The sequence below is a fragment of the Chryseobacterium vaccae genome, from assembly GCF_009602705.1.
In the GTDB taxonomy this organism is placed as follows: Bacteria; Bacteroidota; Bacteroidia; order Flavobacteriales; family Weeksellaceae; genus Chryseobacterium; species Chryseobacterium vaccae.
The window spans coordinates 756,397-777,636 of record NZ_VSWH01000001.1; the positions used below are offsets into that span (position 1 = coordinate 756,397).

Sequence of the window (21,240 nt, forward strand, 5' to 3'; positions counted from 1 at the left end):
TGATATGAAAAAGAAAACATTAACCCCCGAACAAACTGAATCTCTTTTAACCATCCTGAAGAATCGTTTTGAGAAAAACAAGTCCCGTCATAAAGACCTTATATGGGAAAAAATACAGACAAAACTAAGGGCCAATCCTGAAAAACTATGGTCTTTAAACGAAATGGAAGAAACAGAAGGTGAACCGGATGTGATAGGATATGACAAAAAAACTGATGAATACCTGTTCGCAGATTGTTCCCCCGAAAGTCCGAAACGAAGAAGTCTCTGCTACGATTATCCAGCCTGGGAATCCAGAAAAGCCAATAAGCCGGAAAGTAACGCCATAGACAAAGCCGCTGAAATGGGCATCGAAATCCTCACCGAAGAACAATACCGAAACCTTCAGGAACTCGGAAAATTTGATCTGAAAACATCCAGCTGGGTAAAAACACCTTCTCATATCAGAGAACTAGGAGGAGCTATCTTCTGTGACCGCCGTTATAATACAGTTTTCATGTACCACAATGGTGCAGATTCCTACTATGCCGCACGGGGATTCAGAGGAGCGCTGACAGTATGAATAATAAGTAATAATTAATAGGTAATGAGTAATATATAATAATTCAAATTTTAGTATTAGAAGAGGCAAGATGTAAATATTTTCTCAATTATTCTGTTGATTTTAAGATGCAAAATCAAAAGTTCTCAAAAAATTTAACAATGATCATCTAAGTGGATTATTTTTTTCAATCTCGCAAATTAAGCAGATCAGACAGATTTTATGAAGATATTCCAATAAATAGAGATAAATGATATAAATTCATTTGAAATTAAATTGTCACTTTATAACACCCTATTTTAATCATAAATCAAAGATTCAACGAAGTCAAAAGGTCAAAAATTTTTTAACAATTTAAATTTATGCATAGTGTTAAATTTTATCGGAGATAAATCTTGCGCCCTCGCACATTTTAATATAAATCCACGATAATAAAAAGCTTTATCGCTGGTTTAATAATATCTTTCCGCTTTTTGTAGCTGATTTTCTTTCATATTGAAATACTATTGCTAATTTAGTACACTGAAATTTGAATTTAACAATTAAGGTATGAAGAAATTAATCTTACTGGGATCATTATCCGTTTTTCTGATCAACTGTAATAAAAAAGCAGATGCTCCGGCTGTAAAAATTGAAAAAGATACGATTGCAGCAGCTGAACCCGTAGTAGACACACTGGGACCAAAATCATTCTGTTATATGGGAGTTACCGGAAAAGATACCGTTTTTGCATCCATTGACGACAATCTGGGAACCATCACCGGAAAAATGGCCTATAAAAACAGCGAAAAAGACAGCTCAAAAGGAGATGTAACGGGCTTTAAATCAGGAGACACATTAAAACTAACCTATGAATTCCAGTCTGAAGGAAAGAAAAGCAAAAGAGATATTTTCTTCCTGCAGCAGGATGATACTTTAATTGAAGGAATCGGTGGACATAAAGAAGAAGACGGACAGTCAAAATATGCGGATGAGAAAAAGATCAGTTATAAAGACGGACAAAACCTAAGCACAGCAGACTGTAAAACGGTTGCCAAAGCTTTGAAATAAAAAATAATTCCTATAAAGCAGGCTGTTTTCAATGATTTGGAAACAGCTTTTTATTTTTTCTGAAATTCCGAATTTTCTTTCTCCCAATAATTTTCAACCACATTTTTCAAAATTCCTACATACCATTTAAGATGTCCCGGCTGGCTGAAAACATAGAACTGATCATGCGTGGTATGAAAATTCATATAAAAAAGCCAGAATCCGAAAGCGAGATAAGGAATCATAGCCACTTCCTGCTCACTTACAGAACGGAATTCACGATAACCTTTTAAAAAAGTATCAAATGCCTCCTTCGCTGCTTCAGCAGTCATTTTTCCAGTGTATACATCTAAAGCGAGGTGCTGCCAGAAGGTCATTAAATCATTGACCAGCCAGCCATAGCCCATAAAATCAAAATCAAAAAAGGTAACTGAATTATTTTCAAAATGAAAGTTTTTAGGAAGGAAATCAAAATGACAGTATCCTTTTGAAAATCCGGATGCATCAATCTGAGTCAGTTTTTTGTGGATTTGATCTACCCTATTCTGTAACCAGAAATAATCTTCAGGGTTTTCTGTAAAAACAGATTGCAAATTTTTCAGGGGCATCAAAATGGTCGTTTCAAAATCAAAGTTCCATCGGGCATTTCCCAACTGAATATTGGAAGATACATTATGAAAACGAGCCATTTCATTTCCCAATGTATAAAGCTGCTCTTGACTAAACATTCTTACTACCTGTCCCGGAGCGTAAGAAAATAATACGGCACACCTTTCTCCCTCGGCTGCATTTATTTTCAGGATTACTTCTTCTGAAATATTTTTTATAGGATATGAAACAGATACACCAGCTTGTTTTAAGGCCAGTAATAATGTCACTTCCTCCTCTATCTGCTGCAAGCTCCGATGGGAAGCACGATAAACACGGAGTATAAAGCGATTTTCAGAGGTTTCAGCCAGGTAAGTATCACCTACTCCGCGAACCAATAATCTGCACATAACATCTTTCAACCCATATTTTTCGGAGATCAATGAAGAAAGTGCCACTGGACAAAGCGTTGAATAAACTGCAGGAAAAATAGTTTCCATAAATAAAAATCCTATGATAATTCTTTTGTAATAATCTCAATAAAATGGTCTACAGGCTCATCTCCCGTATTCCATGAGGTAATCAGTCGTATTGCCGATGTTTTTTCATCTATTTTTTTCCAGACATAAAATTCAAAACTTTCAGATAAAATCTCAACCAGTTCATTATTCAAAATGGGAAATATCTGATTAGTATAGGTATCCGAAAGAAACTGTACTCCCCTCTCCTTCATCGCATTTTTCATCTTCATTGCCTGGGTGTTGGCATGTTTTGCCAAATCAAAATACAGATCATTCTTCATCAGTTCCAGAAACTGAATTCCGAGAAGTCTTCCCTTCGCCAGCAAAGCTCCCTTTTGCTTAATATTGAATGCAAAATCTGTTTTCAGATCCGGATTATTAATGACAACAGCTTCTCCTATTAAAGCTCCGTTCTTAGTTCCTCCCAGATAAAAAACATCTGTAAGTTCGGCAATCTTTTCCAACGTCAGATTACTGATTTCAGAAGTAATACCGTGCCCCATTCTGGCACCATCTATAAAAAGGTATAGTCCGTTCTTCCTGCAGAAAGACGACAGATCTTCCAGTTCTTCAGCCAGATAAATCGTTCCCAACTCTGTAGAATTAGAAATATACACCAGCTTAGGCATTACCTGATGCGGAATATTTTTATGACTTTCAAGAACAGGAATAATATCTTCAGGGCGAAGTTTCCCGTCTTCTGTTTCAATACTTAATACTTTATGTCCTGTAGCTTCAATAGCTCCAGTTTCATTATTCAGAATATGCCCGGAAGCCGCAGATATAACACATTGATAAGGTCTTAGAATCGAAGAAATAACGATAAGATTAGCCTGTGTTCCACCAGAAATAAAGTAAATATCCGAGTCTGTTTTTTTAATTTTTTCTTTAATTAAGTCTTTCGCCTGCTGAGAATATTTATCCTCACCATAGCCAGCCTGCTGCTCAAGATTATATTGTAAAAGTGCCTGTAAAATATTCGGGTGACATCCCTCTGAATAGTCGTTTTTAAATGAAAATTTCATAAAGTAAAATTATAAAAAGTTAAAATAACAAGAGACAGTTTTTAATTTTATTTTGTTAGATTTGTAGTGAAAATCATCTAACATTTTGAAAACAACATTAACAGAAGAAAATTATCTGAAGGCTTTGTTTCATTTAGTTGACAATGAAGGGAAAGTGACGATTAACGAACTCAGCAAATTTTTAAACGTAAAAATGCCGAGTGTGAATAACATGATGAAGAAATTCGCAGAGAAAAAATGGGTCATCTACGAAACCTATAAACCTTTACTCATCACAGAAAACGGAAAACGCGAAGCCGCCTTGGTAGTCCGAAAACACAGACTTACCGAAATGTTCCTGGTTAAGAAAATGAATTTCGGCTGGGAAAACGTTCACGAAATTGCCGAGCAGCTGGAACATGTACATTCTCAGATCTTTTTTGATAAAATGGACGAAATTCTGGATTACCCGAAATTTGATCCACATGGAGAACCTATTCCGGATAAAGATGGAAACATTATCGCACAGGACCTGCAGAAATTAAGCAGCTGTGAGGTTGGAGAAACAGCAATTTTCGCTTCGGTTACTCTTTCTGATGATGCTTTTTTAAGTTATTTGAATGACAGAAAACTCCTCCTTAATACCAAAGTGAAGATTATTAAAATTGAAAACTTTGATAAATCGATGACCATAGAAATCGGTGGCAGAAAAGAAATTCTCAGCAAAAAGGCTACCGAAAAAATATTAATTAAAAAATAGTTTTTAGCCACTGATGCACTAATAAAAAAATCGCACATCAGTAGTTAAAAATCAAAAATCTGTCTAAAATTAATAATTTCTGGATGTTTATCCGAAGTCATTGAAACAGGTTTTAAAATTTCCTGAAAATCAACCTACAAAATTTTATCGTAGATAAAATCCTAGCGTCTTATACCCCGGCAGATAAAAAAATAATTGCGTCTTTTCGCAAAAAAAACAACAACTGTTAAAAAACGGTTAAACTCCTCTCAAAAAAACCTGAAAACCCTAAATTTCCCTAGGTTTGCAAAACTTTCTGTTCAGAATAATCTTCTGACTAATACTGAAATTTTAATGATCCCCTGAAATTATGAAAAAAAGCATTCAGTTTTTTATCGTCTCCATGCTGTTAAGCCCTTTTGCAGGTGCTCAGGTAAGAGATTTTGTTATTGAGCCCCCTATAAAACCCAATCTTTATATTTATAAAACTTTCGGTGTGTTTGGAGGGAAAGAATACTCTACCAATGCCATGTATCTTATTACAAAGAAAGGAGTTGTTCTGTTCGATGTTCCATGGCAGAAAACACAATATCAAAGCCTGATGGATACCATAAAAAAACGCCATAACCTGCCTGTTATTGCGGTATTTGCTACCCATTCACATGCAGACAGAGCCGGAGACCTGAGTTTTTATAACAACAAAGGAATCAAAACCTATGCTACTGAAAAAACCAATGAACTACTGAAGAAAGAAGGAAAAGCAACATCGAACACCATTATAAAAACCGGAAAAACATACCGTATAGGAGGAGAAGAATTTGTAGTGGATTTTCTTGGAGAAGGACATACTGCTGATAATGTAGTGGTATGGTTTCCTAAATACAACATACTGGATGGCGGATGTCTTGTTAAAAGTAAGGCAGCCACAGACCTAGGCTACACCGCAGAAGCCAACGTAGAGCAATGGCCTCATACGATGGAAAAACTGAAATCCAAATATTCCCAGGCTACTTTGATTGTTCCCGGGCATGATGAATGGAAAGGAGGCGGGCACGTAGAGCATACGCTGGAACTGTTGAATAAAAAATAAATTAGAAAGGCCTGCAATCTCTGTCAGGTCTTTTTTTATATCCCAAAATTCATCAATATGAGTATATAAAAAAATCCCGGACTTTTTAATCCGGGATCTGTATTTTTCAAATGTTTTTATTAATCTAAAACACTCCAGCCTCTCTTTGGGTTGTTATTGGAGGATACTTCCTGCTCATTAACAATGATATTTTCTTTCTTCTGACCGATATAATCCAGTTCGCTCAGTTTAGAGAAAATGGTTTCAAGGCTTCTTAACATCTGCTGGATATAAAGAAGCGGCTCGCCGCAGTTGTGGTGGTCATAATTGGTTTCTGCTACAATAGAAAGCTGGTTCAGTAAAGTATGAGGGGCAATTTCACTCCATTCTAAGCTGTAGTTCAGCATTTCTTCCAGTTCGGCAGGTACCAGAATCTGGGTTGCATTGTACAGATGAAGAGCTAATTTAGCAAATACTTCAATCAGAAATACCGGCGGCTGCCAAGGAATAACATTTCTGAACTGGAAATAAACATCACCAAAAGTATTTACCATCGTTGTACACAGATATTTTACATTCTGTGCCAGTGCTGTATTCTGGTTCTTATGGGATGCCTTCTGGATGATTTTGAATGCATACTGCTGAAGGTTTCCGATAGACTTAGCAAAACTGCTGTAATAATCTACTAAAGCCGGATGACTTTGAATAGATGTACACGGCGGAATAAAATTAGAGTCTACCTGTGCAATATTGGCTCTCAGATCCACTTTTCCAATAATCAGGTAATTTCCTCCTGAATAACTGCTGTTCAGTGAAGTTACCGGAAGCAACTCTATAAAATGATTAGGTTGTGCATTCGGGTGGCGCGGCGGAATTTCTTCCGGGTCAATATCTCCGAAAGGTACCTTATCAAAAGGGTTTACAGAGATCAGAATGTAATATTCTCCATCTGCCTGCTCCTCATTCATTGATTTTGCAAGTGACTTCACACTCACTCTCCTATCATTCAGATCAATACGATACCCGGCCATTGTAATAGCGCTGCAGTGTTTAATCACCAGCTGTACATCATTTGTTGCCGTATTGTGAACATCAAAAATGGTTTTATCCGTATATTCTTTAGAGATAGGTAAAAGCCCGTAATTATAGGTGGAAATTCCCAATGAATTGGAATCTCTGATGGTGTCAATTAAAAAATTATCCTGATCATTAAGGTGTCTCTGGGATACTTTCATCCCGTCTACCCAGTTGATCGCAAAATGTTTGATAGGTTGTATCATAGTTAATACTTTTTAAATTTTCTGTGATTATGATCTTCTTATAACGCCTTCTTCCTCGTGCTGGATAACTCTTTTACAAATCACCACTTCATTTTCTGAAATGCCGTTCGTAGTGATATCCTGGTCGAAATCAATATATTTTCTAAAGCTGAAAAACGACTTTTTAGTGTAAAAAATCCAATAATATGGTTCTTTTTCAACATCGGAGAGGTGGATGATAGAACCTGGATTTTTATGGTTGTAATCATCTACAACCCTGTAGAACCAGTCTCCAAAAGTAATTCCCGTGGGAAGTGTTTTGGCTTTAATTCTAAAACGGTTGGCATCTTCTAAGTTTTTGCTTAATTCCACATTCAGAACCATTAAACGGTCAAAGTCAGCTCCTTCAAAATCCGGAAGTCTCTGATCCGGTGAATATTTCCATGTTTTATAAATATCGAAAGGAATACTGATAAACTGAATATAACAGTAATAAAATACCATAGGAACCACAAAAATTGCCATACTTGTAGCAGACATCACTGCATTTCCATTCCCTTTATTGATCAAGTTGAAAATCAGGGTAAACAAATATCCTCCGAAGGCAATACATGTTAATGAAAGAATCGACTCAAATAAAATACTCATTCCTACAGAATCAATATGCTTTCTGAAATATCTGTGCATTAAATTCACATGAATAATACCCAAAATAAGGAAAATCACCTGTGCAATAAGATACCAGTACGGATTAAAAAGATTTCCCGCAAATCCGAAAATTCCGGGAAGAGCCAGACATAAACTGCACAGAAGAACGTATACAATAATTACTTTAATTTTGATAGCAGGTTTGTTTCTTCTGATCACCCCGAGTATGGACATCATAATAACTGCTATTAAAGGCATTAATATATACCTTAAAAAAATACCTTTTACTGAAGAAATTTCCATTTGTTTCTTTTCGAATTTATACTTTGTTGGTAGTTGTAAATATAATAAATTATTTTAGAGGAATGTAGAGTATCCGAGACGGCTGGCGTTTCTTTCATTATCTTCCAGACAGAATGAATATTCCTGTTTCTCTGTAATGAAATTTTCTTCCACATCTACGGTTACAGGAAGAAAATAATCATAAAGGGCTTGCAGTACTTTCCTGAACGGGTTGCCAGGAATATATTTTTCCATTTCATGATAAGGAATCGGGCCTATATTCACCACCCAGTTCCTTTGCCCGTCCATATGTTTTCCGCTCGGAATATACGTTACTCCTAACCTGGAATTCCCCAATAACATAGAATCATCATTTTTCTCAATCTTGTCTATGATGTTAGGCGTAAAAGTAACTTCTACCGGAACCTGAAGAAAAGCTGTCATACATCTTTCAAACCATCTCTTATCACCTCTTATCTGATGGAAAAACGGCAGGATATGAATGAAAATATAGGCATTCTGCTGGTCAAGCATTCTCACCAGAGGCCATAGTTCACTCACTGTTTCCAACAATGCATCAGTATTGCTGGTGATATCAAACTCAGATTCTTTCAGCAATGCGCTGATCTCCGTAAAAAATATTTCCAGCTCAAAAGGCTTGAAAAACTTACGGGCATCATCTTCTACTCTTTTCTGTTTACGGATCTCACGGACTACCGTATCCACATTCTTTCGGGAAGCTCCCAATGAAGGTGGATGAAACAACCCTTCAGGAAGGTAATCATACACGCCTTCCCTATAGGTTTCTATCGTAAATACTTCCTCATCAAATCCTAAATAACTGCTTGAAATACTTTTAATGTCTTTCAGGTAAGCACGGTCGTTAATCCCAATCCGTTCAATAAATATATTGCTTACCGCGCGATGGTATTTCAAAAGGTTTACAGCCACTGCTTCTGCTTTAAAGTCCGTCTGCAGCTTATTGTAATTCATGTCTACAATATTATTCTCATACATAGTGTTTCCTGTGATTATGACTGGTAAAGATAATATATCTCGTAAGTTTGAAAAAATATTTTCCCAATAATTTTATTCTAAAAATACTAATTTATTGACATTAAACGGAATAATCTGTAACAAAATCCGTAAAAATACGGTATACAGCTTCTGAACAAACCTTTAGCACAAACCATTTCAATGAATTTTCAAACTGATAGTGAACAGTTTAAGCAGTAAAAATTCACACTGATAAAACAGATCATATGTGATATGCATTCCCTTTTTTATTTAGATTAAATTTTATTAACATTCTTCCGGGGAATAATCAGGAACTATTTAATGGTCAATTCGAAAGCGGGCCGTATCTTTGCAGCTTGTAAAATGTTATTTATAATGAAAAGTATTTATTCTAAAATTCTGATTTTAGCATTCATCTCCTCTTCACTTTATTCTTATGCATGGGGACTTACAGGACACAGAGTTATCGCAGAGATTGCAGAAAACCACCTGTCGGGGAAAACAAGAAGGGAGATCAAAAAAATAATGGGCAAAGAAAGACTGGCGTACTGGGCCAACTGGCCGGATTTCATTAAGTCTGATACTACAGGTGTTTGGAAACAGGCTTCATCATGGCATTATGTAAATATCGATCCGCAGGTTGATTTTAAAGCATTTGACCAAAACTTAAAGCTTCAGGCAGGTCCAAGTCTTTACACCCAGATCAACACCTTATCCAGCCAGATTAAAGATGCTAAAACTTCTGAAAAAGACAGAAAAATTGCCTTGATTTTCCTGATCCACATCATGGGAGACCTTGCACAGCCTCTGCACGTAGGAAGAGCCGAAGATCTTGGTGGAAATAAAATTAATGTAACGTATTTTGGAGACAAAACCAATCTTCACTCTGTATGGGATGGAAAGCTTGTAGATTCTCAGAAATACAGCTATACAGAATATGCAAAACTTTTAGACATCAAATCTAAGGATGAAGTAAAACAAATCCAAACCGGAACTGTAGAAGACTGGCTGTATGATTCTCATAAAATCGCCAACAAAATCTATGCACAGACGCCGGATGGCTCAAAATTATCTTACGACTACCAGTATAAATTCAATGATACAATGGAAAGACAGCTTCTGTACGGTGGATTAAGACTGGCTAAACTATTGAATGAGTTGTTTTAATGGCTGCTGGCTCAAAATAAAATCATAAAAAGAATTTTTAATTTTTAATTATTTATTCTTCACTATAAAAGCGGGACTTCGGTTTCGCTTTTTTCGTTTATATATCTTTTCTAAAAAAAATTAAATTAAAAACAAAAGAACAATCAATTAAAGAAATATAAAAAAATGTGATTTTTATAAATAGAAATTCTCACTTTCAGGAAAATTATAGAATAAAACACATAACATATTGTAAATCAATATTTAAACAAACTCAAAAAGTCTTTTTGTATATGTTTTTTATATAAATTTGAATACTAAATATTTAAATCGATGATAAAAATTTTTACGTTCGCCATTGCTGTATTTATTAATATTCAAGTTTTTGCCCAAACAAACGACTATTCCGTAAGAGAAGTTAAAAGCGGGTTATATATTCCTTGGGAAATGGTGAGTGCGCCTGATGGCAGCATCTGGTTCACGCAAAGACACGGTGCCATTTCGAGACTCAATCCGGTTACCGGTGAAATGAAGCAGCTTATCTTTGAACAGGGCGTGTCTATCAATAATGGTGAAGGAGGAATGCTTGGTTTAGCCCTGCATCCCGATTTTCCTAATATCCCGGAAGTATTCTGCTCTTACAATTATCTGCTTAATGGAAATGATTATCGTGAAAAATTAGTGGTATATGAATATAATCCGGTTACAGATGTACTTACCTTTAAAAGATTGATAAAAGATAGTATTGAGGCTAATGTCATTCACAATGGCAGCCGTTTGCTCATTAGCAATAATAAACTGTATATGACTACAGGTGATGCAAATGATCTGAGCTTTCCTCAGAATACAGCATCACTCAACGGTAAAATTCTACGCTATAACCTTGACGGGAGTATCCCCAGCGATAATCCTATACCCGGATCAGCCGTATGGAGTTTTGGGCATCGCAATCCGCAAGGACTGGCTATGATGGGCACTAAACTCGTTAGCAGTGAGCACGGTCCTAGCAACGATGACGAGATCAACATCATAGAAGCCGGCAGGAACTATGGCTGGCCCAACGTTGAAGGCTATTGCAATTTACCTGCAGAGGCCACTTTTTGCAACGCCAACAATGTTTATGAACCGGCCAAATCCTGGACCCCAACGATTGCCGTATGCGGTATTGAGTTTTATACTCACCCGCTCTTCCCGCAGTGGCAAAATAAATTACTCCTGGCTTCACTGAAAAATCAGGCCTTATATGTACTGACTTTCAATGCTGATCAAAACGCTGTCATTTCACAAGTGGATATACCTGAGGTAAGTTTTGGAAGAATAAGAGATGTGATGGCTGCCCCTAATGGGAAAATATATGTCAGTACCAGTAACTCCAACAATGTGAACAACAAGATTGATAAAATTTATGAAATATATGACCCTACACCCACCAGCCTGGGTACAGGAGAAACAATTTCCTTTAAAAATAATTGGGTAGCAACCCCTGTTCCTGCCAATAATACGATCACGATACAAAACAAATTGAATCATGCCACTGCAGAGATTGATCTGGTTGATATAAGCGGAAAGCTCATTAAACAAGTACATTTTCAAGGAAAACAAATGCAGATAGATATTAGTAGTCTGGCAGCTGGATTCTATTATTTGAAGATTAAGGAAAAAGGTTCTGTATCACAAGTTTTAAAAATTCAGAAGTTATAAAATCATTGCAAGCCGCATCCATTTCTAAAAGCCTGAAATCTGATGTATCCCATAATACCCCATAAATTTAAAAAATAATTAAAACTGGTGTAACCTTTTTACCACTTCATACGTATAATATATAGTAACTCTTTTTTGAGGATAAAAATAGATGAGACAATTAAAAATCACTAAGCAGGTTACCAACAGGGAAACTGCTTCATTAGACAAGTATTTGCAGGAAATTGGTAAAGTGGAACTGATCACTGCGGACGAAGAAGTAGAATTGGCACAAAGAATACGTGCAGGCGACAGAGCAGCACTGGAGAAATTAATCAAAGCCAACCTTCGTTTCGTAGTTTCCGTATCCAAACAATACCAAAATCAAGGTCTTTCTTTACCCGATTTGATCAATGAAGGTAATTTAGGATTGATGAAAGCAGCAAAAAGGTACGATGAAACTAGAGGTTTCAAATTTATCTCTTACGCGGTTTGGTGGATTCGTCAGTCAATTTTGCAGGCGTTAGCAGAACAATCCAGAATTGTAAGGCTTCCGTTGAACAAAATCGGCTCCATCAATAAAATCAACAAAGCATACGCTCACCTTGAGCAGGAAAATGAAAGACCACCTTCTCCGGAAGAATTGGCTGAAGTTCTTGACATGAGTGAAGAGGATATTAAAGAATCAATGAAAAACTCCGGAAGACACCTGTCTATGGATGCGCCTTTAGTAGAAGGTGAAGATTCTAATCTTTATGATGTTTTACGTTCAGGAGAATCTCCAAGCCCGGACAAAGACCTGATGCTTGAATCTCTTCAGATTGAAATTGAAAGAGCACTGAATACTCTTACTCCGAGAGAAGCTGATTTAGTAAGACTTTATTTCGGACTGAACGGAAAACATCCGATGACTTTAGAAGAAATCGGGGAAACTTTCGATCTTACAAGAGAGAGAGTTCGTCAGATCAAAGAAAAAGCGATCAAGAGACTAAAACATAATACCAGAAGTAAGATCTTAAAATCTTATTTAGGTAAATAATTTTAACGTAACAACGTATTCAACGGAGTCTGTTTTCAGGCTCCGTTTTTTTTGTAACAAATACCTGCTTAATATCAACTAATAGAAAAATTAAAGTTTCGATAAGATGAAATAAGATCTTCATCAGAGAACAGCTCTCATTCACCAAATACAAATTACTATGAGAAAAATACTTTTCGCCTCTGCACTGGCTTTATCTTTCATAGCCTGTAAAGAAAACCGGCCTGAAAATCCTCCGATTGTTGCCAACGCAGTAGACAATGCGGAATCATCAGTTTCCGGTTCACTGAAAGAAAGTTACCGTTCTGATGATATGATCGATCAGATTTATGCTGAACTTCTCAAAATCGATACCAATCTCAAGACTCTGGATGAAAGGGTAACCAAAATTTACCAGGATAGCGAAAAAGTTCTTGCCTCTTATGAACCTATTATCCGTAAATCTGAATCTTATTACCAGGACGCTCATCAGAAAGCAGTCGCCATTAAAGATTCACTCTTAAAAAAAGAAGTTGAACAACAGATTAAGATAAGTAAGGATCAGTACAGTCTTAAAATCAACAATATAAAAGAACTGATTAAGAAAATTAATACCAATACTGAGGCGATCACAGACCAATATACTGCTTTTAAAATCAGGAAAACCCTTCCTGAAATTCAGAAATATCAAAATGCCCACCCACTGAAAACAGACAGTCTGGAACATTTTATTACCAGACAGCAGAATTTACTGAACGAATTAAAAAATATGAAGTAAGATAAAACAATGAGATATACCACACAATGGCTTACAGACAGTGAACGGATTAAAGAACTGATCAGTTTCTTTATCACCCATAAAACAGATTCTTATATTTCTCACGGTGAGATCATTTCCGGAAGAGCTTTAAGCCCGGGACAATGGAATCCAGATCTTGAAACAATATTACAAGCCCAGTTTTCAGACGATTTTAAAGGTTCAGGGACTGAATTAAAAATTCTGATCGCGGAGAATGATCAAAATGAGATCATCGGGATATTGGTTTTTCATCTCATCAATGGCTTTAAAAAATATGCTGTTCTGGAAGATATGCTGCTAGACCAGTCTTACAGGGGACAGTCTATCGGAAGTATGCTGCTGGAAAAAGCGGTGGAAGAATCAAAAAACTGGAATATCAGTTTTATCATGCTTGAAAGCGGTGTAAACAATGCGGGAGCTCATCATTTTTTCGGAAAATATGGTTTTAAAAAAGTATCCGAAAATTATATATTAAATCTGTAATACAGGCCCCATGGATACTATTTCAATTATAGGAGCAGGAATCGGTGGACTGGCATTGGGAAATGTACTGAAGCAGAAGGGATATGATTTCACCATTTATGAATCTGCCCCGGAGATAAAACCCGTAGGAGCCGGAATCATGATGGCTGTCAACGCAATGCAGATCTTTGATCAGCTCGGTCTTAAAGGAAAAATTGAAAATGCTGGAAATAAAATCCACGGGATCTCTATTACAGATCCATTTTTTAAAACAATTTCAAAGACAGATATCACAGCATTTGAAAAAAAATATAATTCTTGTAATGTAGCCATACACAGAGCCGATCTGCAAAAGATTATGGCAGAAAATATAGGTTTTGAATCTATTCAGCTCAATCATTCTCTCCTGCAGATTGAAAAGCAAGAAAATTATGTGCTGCATTTCGAGGGACATTCAAAAGAAAGCAAAATTGTTTTCGGGGCAGATGGCATAAAATCAAAGGTCCGGGAACAGATCCTGAAAACGGGAACCATCAGAAATGCAGGGCAAAAATGCTGGCGCGGGATAACCCATTTCGATCTTCCTTCAAAATTTCTCCATGAAGCTTTTGAAATGTGGGGCAAAGGAAAACGTTTTGGATTTGTGCAGATTTCAGAGGAAAAAGTCTACTGGTACGCATGCATCAATGAAAAAAACTTTGACGAAAAACTAGATGTAGCTATAATTTTCAATGATTTTGATCCCTTAGTAATCAATCTTATTAAGGCTACACCAAAAGAAAATATTATCTGTAATGAAATTGCAGACCTCTCTCCCATTCCCCAATGGCATTTTGAAAACCTTTGTCTTACCGGAGATGCAGCTCATGCCACAACTCCTAATATGGGTCAGGGAGCCTGCCAGGCTATTGAAGATGCCTATATTATTGGTAAACTGCTGGAAAAAAATAAGGATTTCAACAGTGTTTTTGAAGAGTTTCAAAGAATCAGAAGAAAAAAAGTAGATTATATCGTCAGTACGAGCCGCACAATAGGGAAAATCTCGCAATGGGAACACGGAAATAAGCTCCGTAATTTGTTGATGCGCTTAACTCCTGACAGCATGAATCAGAAAACCGTTGAAAAAATTATTCAGCTGGAATGATAAAATTGCTGCTGAAAATCAGTATAAAAAAAGAAGCAGACTGCTTTCAATAAATAACTAAACTTATGAAATAATGAAAAAAATCATTTACCTCGCACTCCTCTTAACGATAGGGTTACAGATGACACGAGCGCAACAGGTTCCTTTGCTGGACAGACAGTTGTTTTTTGGAAACCCTGAAATTTCCGGTGGCCAGCTGAGTCCGGACGGAAAATGGATATCCTTTACCAAAGAATACGGAGGAATCATGAACATCTGGGTAAAAAAAATTGATGAACCTTTTGATAAGGCACGTCCATTAACGGACAGCAAACGTCCGCTAAGCGGATACTTCTGGTCTGAAGATGGAAAATACATCCTCTTTGCAAAAGACAATAACGGTGATGAAAACATCAATATTTTCGCTGTAGATCCAATGGCAAAAGTAACGAACGGAGTTCCTGAAGCAAGAAATTTAACCCCGCTTAAAGAGGTAGCCGCTCAGATCTATATGGCCAGCAGAAAAGATCCTGATTTGTTGATGGTCGGTCTGAATAACCGCGATAAGGCATGGCATGACCTGTATTCATTGAAAATATCTACCGGGGAACTGAAAAAGATCTTCGAAAATAAAGACCGTATTACAAGCTATAATTTCGATTGGGATGAAAAGCTAAGAATTTTATACAGAACGGATGAAAAAGGAACCACTCAATTTTTGTATAAAGACGGTGATCAACTAACTCCTATTTATGAAACCCTGGTAACGGAAGAAGCTTATATTGCAGACTGGAATGAGAATAACAGCAAGTTTTATTTGGTAACTGATAAAGGAAATCTGGATAAATCAGCATTATTCCTGATGGACCCGAAAACCAAACAGATCACCAAAGTAGAAGATGACCCTAAAGGAAAAGTTGATTTCGGAGGACTATTTATAGACAGAAATACCAGAAAAATCATTTCCACTTCTTATACAGGAGATAAAACAGAAATGTACTGGAAAGATAAAACATGGGAAATAAACTATAAATTTTTACAAAGTAAATTTCCGGGAAGAGAGGTTAATTTTGCCAGCCCTACTAAAGATTATTCAAAATTCCTGATCTCAGTCTGGGGCGACAAATATGCTCCTGAAGCCTATTTCTTTGATGCCAAAACCAAACAGCTGATCTTCCAGTACACACCAAGAACCGAATTAAAGAAAGTAGAACAGTACCTGGCTCCTATGACTCCTATTTCTTATAAGAGCAGTGACGGGCTTGAAATTCCAGCTTATCTGACCTTGCCGACAGGTTCTTCTGGAAAGAATGTTCCGGTAGTAATCTTAATACATGGAGGACCAAAAGGACCTAGAGATTATTGGGGATACAATTCAACGGTACAGTTTTTAGCCAACAGAGGCTATGCGGTACTTCAGCCTAACTTCAGAGCCAGTGGAGGTTATGGTAAAAAGTTTAAGAATGACGGGGATCTTCAATGGGGAAAACTAATGCAGGATGATATTACTTGGGGCGTAAAATATCTGATTGATAAAGGCATCGCTGATAAAAATAAAGTCGTGATCATGGGAGGAAGCTATGGCGGTTATGCTACTCTGGCAGGGCTTGCTTTTACGCCTGATCTGTATGCCGGAGGTGTGGATATCGTGGGACCAAGCAACTTGTTTACACTTTTAGACTCTGTTCCTGCTTATTGGGAATCAGCCCGCGCTTCTCTTTACGGAATGATTGGCGATCCGAATACAGAAGAAGGTAAAAAGGCCATCCGTGCAGCGAGTCCACTGTTCAGTGTTGATAAAATTGTAAAGCCTCTTCTGATTATCCAGGGAGCCAATGACCCGAGAGTAAAACAGGCAGAAGCTGATCAGATTGTGATTGCCCTTCGTGACAGAGGAAAAAAAGTAAATTACATCCTGGCTAATGATGAAGGACACGGATTCAGAAAACCGGTAAATAATATGGCCATGTATGCTGAGACAGAAAAATTCCTGTCAGAAGTGATTGGAGGAAGATATCAGAAAGAAATGCCTGAAGATGTAGCCAAACGTCTGAAAGAAATGACTGTTGATATTAAAAAGGTAACTTATACACCTGCAGCAAAAACTGACGAAGCAAAGAAATAAAAGCTGATTAAATTCAGAAAAAGCCGTCTCATTTTAAAATGGGGCGGCTTTTTGTTTTTATAAGGGAAGCTGAAAAATAAAATTACGGTGGATATTACACAAAACTTATAGGTTTAGAACATCTGCAATCGATAAAAAGTATTCACAAAGATCTGTGTAATCCGCGGAATCTGTGGGAAATTCAAGCTCCAATGACAGCACCTAAAATATACTAACCTCGATATATTTATTTTCCAAATGATAAAGGCTATCCATTGGACAGCCTTTATTTATAGTTAGTAAGTTAGAGTAACACCGGCACCCCAGCCCATTTCATTATCATAATTTCCGGAAACGGATAGCCATTTTTGCAGGATATACCGTACTCCTGTTGTAAATTCTCCATCAGAATTAACACTGAAATTTCCTCTTATCCTTCTGGAAATAGGAATATCTTCTCTGCTCAGCTCCAGTAAAACTTTTCCGTTCTGGTCTACACTTGCATCAGCAGTGATGAGCATCGGCAAAAGATACTGCATTCCGACAATGAAGGACGCTTTAGTCTTAGAAGCTTTCTGCTGTCCGAACCAGAATTTCTTTCCGTGAAAATCCATTCCCATATCTTCAGTCATCTGTCTTTCCATGATCTCATGATTCTTCTGGAACCTGAAACCGGCATATGGAAGAGCCCACTGGAATTTTCCTAAGAATCTTCCTACTTTTACATTTCCTTCAAAATGATCGAAATTCCAGTTGGAATGGAACTCATTCAGATTAGCCCATCTCGGTCCGAACATTGTCATTGTCTCAGCGTGCATTTTATTGCTGGCTACATCAAGCATTGCCATAGAGCTGATCATCCTGTTGTCCTGCAAAAAGTTTTTCCAGGCAAGTTTTCTGTTGGGCAGCTGTGGATTGGGCTTCGAGTTTTCATAGCTGAATATTCTTCCCATTCCCGCCATCATATGATATAGAATATGACAATGGAAGAACCAGTCTCCGTCCTGATTGGCCGCAAATTCTATCGTTACCGTTTCCATTGGCATAATGTCTACTACATTTTTCAACGGAGAATACTCTCCTTTTGAATTGATTAATCTGAAATCATGGCCATGAAGATGCATCGGGTGGCGCATCATAGAATTGTTATACAGCTTGATTCTAAGAATTTCTCCTTTTTTTACCAGAATTTTATCTGTTTCTGTTACCGTTTTATTATCCAGTGTCCACAGATAATGGTTCATATTTCCTTCCAGGGTAAACTTCATTTCACGAATGCTGTCTGTTGGAAGAATTGTTTTTTCAGGAGAATTTAACAGATTATAAGACAGTCTTTTGATTGTTTTTTCCTCCTTCATATTCATCCCTGAATGCTGTGAATGATCTTCTTCTTTCTGTTCCTTTTCTTTTGTCTTCACTCCCATCATTTCATTCATATGCTTTGCTGTTGTTTTACGCTGGCTTTCAGGAATTTCAGGATACATCACCTCGTTCATATCCATCATCTGGTTGCCCATCGTCATGTTCATCGGCTTCATGTTTCCGCTCATTTCCATCATTCCGTTCATCATTTTCATTCCTTCAAACAACATCAGTCTTGGCAGATTGGGAGCTTCAACCTTATCACCGGAACCCAGCCATAAAGAAGCATGGCCAATTCTGTCTTCGGAAGTAGCCCGGAATTCAAAGCTTTTATTCTCCGGAACTGTTACTTCAATATCATAAGTTTCAGAAACACCTATAATCAGACGGTCTACTTCCACAGGGACTACGTCATTTCCGTCATTTCCTACAACTTTTATTTTTCCGCCGCCGTAATTCAGCCAGAAATAGGTGGATGATCCTCCGTTGGCAACTCTCAATCTAATTTTGTCACCTGCTTTTAAATTGGAGTAATCAGAACTTGGAAGCCCGTTGATGAGGAACTTATCGTAATATACATCACTTACATCCATTGCTTCCATTCTTTTCCATTCATTCAGGGCTTTTGTTCCGAAATGCCCTGATTTTATAGCTTCCCAGTAACTCTGAACTGCATTTTTCTTCACAGCATACCAGTCTGTATTGGCCATATGAAGCCTTCTGGCAATCTGCATCGGATCATCATCACTCCAATCGCCTAAAAGAACCGGAATTTCCGCATTATATTGAGGAGCAGACTCCCCTTCTCTTTTTTTGAAAACAAGGATACCGTTCATTCCGATCTGCTCCTGAAGAGCTTCATGGGAGTGATACCAATAGGTTCCGTTCTGAGAGATTTTAAATTTGTATAAATGGGTTTCCCCTGGTTTTACAGGCTTTGTTGTGAGATACGGAACGCCGTCATGCTCATTGGGAAGAATTACTCCATGCCAGTGCAGCCCGGTATTCTCCTTCAGCATATTGTGAAGATAGATTTCTGCCGTATCCCCTTCTGTAAAATATAGGGTGGGAGCCTGCAATTTACCGTTAATGGCCAGCGCTCTCCTGTTTTTCCCTGTAAAATTTACGATTGTATCTTTCACATAAAGATCGTATCTGACTGTTTTTCCTCCAAAAGTTACTTTTCCGTTCTCAGAATTTTTTCTTAAAACAGATTTTTCTTCTTTTTTAGGTTCTTCAACAACCGCATGTTGATGATCTTCATTCTCCACCAGCTCCATTCCGCACTTCGGGCATTTTCCAGGTTTATCTGAGGTTACTTCCGGATGCATCGGGCAGGTATAAACAGAATGAGATTGCGTATGAACTTTAGGTTGAGAAACTATTGGTGCTCTGGCAGTCTGAACAGGTTTAGCAGGCTTTGCTTTTTCTGCTTCCTTGACACTTTTCACCTTTTTAATTTCAGGCTTTGCTTTATTTACTTTAGGTTCTACGGGTTTTGTTCTGATTTCAGCTTTCTGTACGGGCTTTTCCTGAGGTTTTGCAATTACTTTAGGCTTTATTACCACTGTTTTCTTTACCAGCGTCATTTTGCATTTCGGGCAGTCACCAGGTTTTGAGGAGACTACTTCAGGATGCATCGGACAGGTATAATATGTTTTCGTTGTTTGGGCGAAGGTAAAAACAGAGCATAAAAGCACCAGAAATATGATCATTTTTTTCATAATATTCTGAACTTTTTTAAAACTGTACGAATTAAAGTTAAACATAACCTAAATCGTACAACTTGTTATTTTAAAGATAGATACACTATTTATTTAATCTCCGACTTTACACTCCCGCATGAAAGCATAGAGCTTCCGTAGTATGGATTGGCGATCTTTTTTTCATCGCTCAGCCAGCTGCCGTCAGCCATTGGGCAGTATTGTACATAAACGGGCTTTTCAGAAAGTTTAAATTCTTTCGTCAAAGCAATCATATTTTCTGAAAGATTCAGGAATGTTTCTCTTTGTGCAGCAATATTTCTCGCATCAGAAATAACAGTAGCATCTTTTCTCAGGATATTAAGATTACCCTCAGACACTAATTTATAATCAACCGTAGAAGCTGTCTTAATAAATTCGGTTGCTGCTTTTGAGGTTTTATCGGCATCATCAGAAGCCAGAGCAGTTTTAATGGCAATATAATTCTGGTACAGTTTGGATACCTGCGCATCTTTTTTAGACTGTGCTGAAACTGAAAGGATTGAAAATAAAGATAAGGCTGCTGTAATGATATACTTTTTCATTGTTTTAAATTTTAGAATTAATTTTTAATAAAGAATTGTTGAAAAACGCACGTAATGCGCTGAACCGTGTTGTCCGCGAAAGTACGATCACCCGGATAATACCAGACAACAGACGGATTCTAAATTCTAAAATTACAATGATTGATATAGATGGGAACCGGCCTGTATTCAGGCGGTGCGTTGATTCTTATCTGGCTAAATTTTGATGCTGAAAAAGACTTGTCTGTAACGAAAAACTGGTGGTCCGGTGCTTTTTCCAGAATCTGATTTAAAAAATCAATCTTCAGAAAATCTGACTTTTGGGAATCATCCACTTTTACCACTTTGATCTCTGTCTTGCAGCAGCTTTTTTTATCTTTAACACCGCATTTACCACAGATATCATCCGTTTTTTGGCTTACAGAAACAAATTCCTGCATACAATAATGAACACTGAAAGCCGCTCCGGAAGAAAACCCGAAGTAGAAAACAGAAAACAATATGGCAAGAATCTTTTTCATTGATACAGCAAAGTTAAAAATATCTTCGAAAACGCTGTTATAAAATTCGGTATACTTGTTAT

General features: G+C 37.2%; 19 protein-coding genes. 11 read left to right on the forward strand and 8 right to left on the reverse strand.

Annotated features, from left to right (window positions below; translation table 11 throughout):
• Positions 1-4: 4 nt before the first annotated feature.
• Together FW768_RS03445 and FW768_RS03450 are read left to right on the forward strand one after the other, a co-directional pair.
• Positions 5-562 carry a DUF4256 domain-containing protein gene (locus FW768_RS03445; RefSeq protein WP_153392419.1) on the forward strand — a complete coding sequence of 186 codons (558 nt, stop codon included), beginning with the start codon at positions 5-7 and terminating at the stop codon, positions 560-562.
• 528 nt (positions 563-1,090) lie between these two features.
• On the forward strand, positions 1,091-1,591 hold the full coding sequence (locus tag FW768_RS03450; protein WP_153392421.1) for a hypothetical protein: 501 nt from the start codon (positions 1,091-1,093) through the stop codon (positions 1,589-1,591).
• Between the two features lie 50 nt (positions 1,592-1,641).
• Here FW768_RS03450 and FW768_RS03455 read toward each other — a convergent pair whose 3' ends face one another.
• Entirely contained in the window at positions 1,642-2,658 is a 1,017-nt protein-coding gene (locus tag FW768_RS03455; protein ID WP_153392423.1) for a phosphotransferase enzyme family protein, read from the reverse strand.
• An 11-nt stretch (positions 2,659-2,669) separates the two neighbouring features.
• On the reverse strand, positions 2,670-3,704 hold the full coding sequence (locus FW768_RS03460) for a threonine aldolase family protein (protein WP_153392425.1): 1,035 nt from the start codon (positions 3,702-3,704) through the stop codon (positions 2,670-2,672).
• A gap of 85 nt (positions 3,705-3,789) precedes the next feature.
• On the opposite strand from FW768_RS03460, the gene FW768_RS03465 reads away from it, so the two are divergent.
• On the forward strand, positions 3,790-4,443 hold the full coding sequence (locus FW768_RS03465; RefSeq protein ID WP_153392427.1) for a metal-dependent transcriptional regulator: 654 nt from the start codon (positions 3,790-3,792) through the stop codon (positions 4,441-4,443).
• Positions 4,444-4,792: 349 nt separating this feature from the next.
• A complete protein-coding gene (blaIND, locus tag FW768_RS03470) occupies positions 4,793-5,512 on the forward strand; it encodes an IND family subclass B1 metallo-beta-lactamase (protein ID WP_153392429.1) in 720 nt (239 codons plus the stop codon).
• A 119-nt stretch (positions 5,513-5,631) separates the two neighbouring features.
• On the opposite strand, the gene FW768_RS03475 is transcribed toward blaIND, so the two are convergent.
• The 3 genes from FW768_RS03475 to FW768_RS03485 are packed head-to-tail and all read right to left on the reverse strand — an operon-like array spanning position 5,632 to position 8,673.
• Complete coding sequence (locus FW768_RS03475; protein ID WP_153392431.1) at positions 5,632-6,771, reverse strand: hypothetical protein; 1,140 nt, start codon at positions 6,769-6,771, stop codon at positions 5,632-5,634.
• Between the two features lie 27 nt (positions 6,772-6,798).
• The gene (locus FW768_RS03480; RefSeq protein WP_153392433.1) at positions 6,799-7,701 is read right to left on the reverse strand and encodes a TssN family type VI secretion system protein; all 903 of its coding nucleotides are present in this window, start codon (positions 7,699-7,701) and stop codon (positions 6,799-6,801) included.
• Between the two features lie 54 nt (positions 7,702-7,755).
• The gene (locus FW768_RS03485; RefSeq protein ID WP_231128626.1) at positions 7,756-8,673 is read right to left on the reverse strand and encodes a type VI secretion system baseplate subunit TssG; all 918 of its coding nucleotides are present in this window, start codon (positions 8,671-8,673) and stop codon (positions 7,756-7,758) included.
• Between the two features lie 399 nt (positions 8,674-9,072).
• On the opposite strand from FW768_RS03485, the gene FW768_RS03490 reads away from it, so the two are divergent.
• The 7 genes from FW768_RS03490 to FW768_RS03520 all read left to right on the forward strand — a co-directional run bounded on the left by FW768_RS03490 (position 9,073) and on the right by FW768_RS03520 (position 17,050).
• Positions 9,073-9,864, forward strand: coding sequence for a S1/P1 nuclease (locus tag FW768_RS03490; protein WP_153392436.1), 792 nt, complete (start codon positions 9,073-9,075; stop codon positions 9,862-9,864).
• 312 nt (positions 9,865-10,176) lie between these two features.
• On the forward strand, positions 10,177-11,544 hold the full coding sequence (locus FW768_RS03495) for a PQQ-dependent sugar dehydrogenase (RefSeq protein ID WP_153392438.1): 1,368 nt from the start codon (positions 10,177-10,179) through the stop codon (positions 11,542-11,544).
• Between the two features lie 151 nt (positions 11,545-11,695).
• A complete protein-coding gene (locus FW768_RS03500) occupies positions 11,696-12,562 on the forward strand; it encodes a sigma-70 family RNA polymerase sigma factor (protein WP_002979276.1) in 867 nt (288 codons plus the stop codon).
• Between the two features lie 160 nt (positions 12,563-12,722).
• Positions 12,723-13,319: a hypothetical protein gene (locus FW768_RS03505; RefSeq protein ID WP_153392440.1), complete on the forward strand. Its 597-nt coding sequence runs from the start codon at positions 12,723-12,725 to the stop codon at positions 13,317-13,319.
• 9 nt (positions 13,320-13,328) lie between these two features.
• Entirely contained in the window at positions 13,329-13,823 is a 495-nt protein-coding gene (locus FW768_RS03510) for a GNAT family N-acetyltransferase (RefSeq protein WP_153392442.1), read from the forward strand.
• Between the two features lie 10 nt (positions 13,824-13,833).
• Entirely contained in the window at positions 13,834-14,946 is a 1,113-nt protein-coding gene (locus FW768_RS03515) for an FAD-dependent monooxygenase (RefSeq protein ID WP_153392444.1), read from the forward strand.
• A 73-nt stretch (positions 14,947-15,019) separates the two neighbouring features.
• Positions 15,020-17,050 (forward strand): alpha/beta hydrolase family protein, encoded by a 2,031-nt coding sequence (locus tag FW768_RS03520; protein WP_153392446.1) that lies wholly within the window; start codon positions 15,020-15,022, stop codon positions 17,048-17,050.
• Positions 17,051-17,325: 275 nt separating this feature from the next.
• Here FW768_RS03520 and FW768_RS03525 read toward each other — a convergent pair whose 3' ends face one another.
• The 3 genes from FW768_RS03525 to FW768_RS03535 form a co-directional block, all read right to left on the reverse strand.
• Positions 17,326-20,115 carry a multicopper oxidase domain-containing protein gene (locus FW768_RS03525; RefSeq protein ID WP_185151928.1) on the reverse strand — a complete coding sequence of 930 codons (2,790 nt, stop codon included), beginning with the start codon at positions 20,113-20,115 and terminating at the stop codon, positions 17,326-17,328.
• An 89-nt stretch (positions 20,116-20,204) separates the two neighbouring features.
• Positions 20,205-20,678 carry a DUF3347 domain-containing protein gene (locus tag FW768_RS03530; RefSeq protein ID WP_153392448.1) on the reverse strand — a complete coding sequence of 158 codons (474 nt, stop codon included), beginning with the start codon at positions 20,676-20,678 and terminating at the stop codon, positions 20,205-20,207.
• Positions 20,679-20,797: 119 nt separating this feature from the next.
• Positions 20,798-21,178, reverse strand: coding sequence for an HYC_CC_PP family protein (locus tag FW768_RS03535; RefSeq protein ID WP_231128627.1), 381 nt, complete (start codon positions 21,176-21,178; stop codon positions 20,798-20,800).
• Positions 21,179-21,240 lie beyond the last annotated feature (62 nt).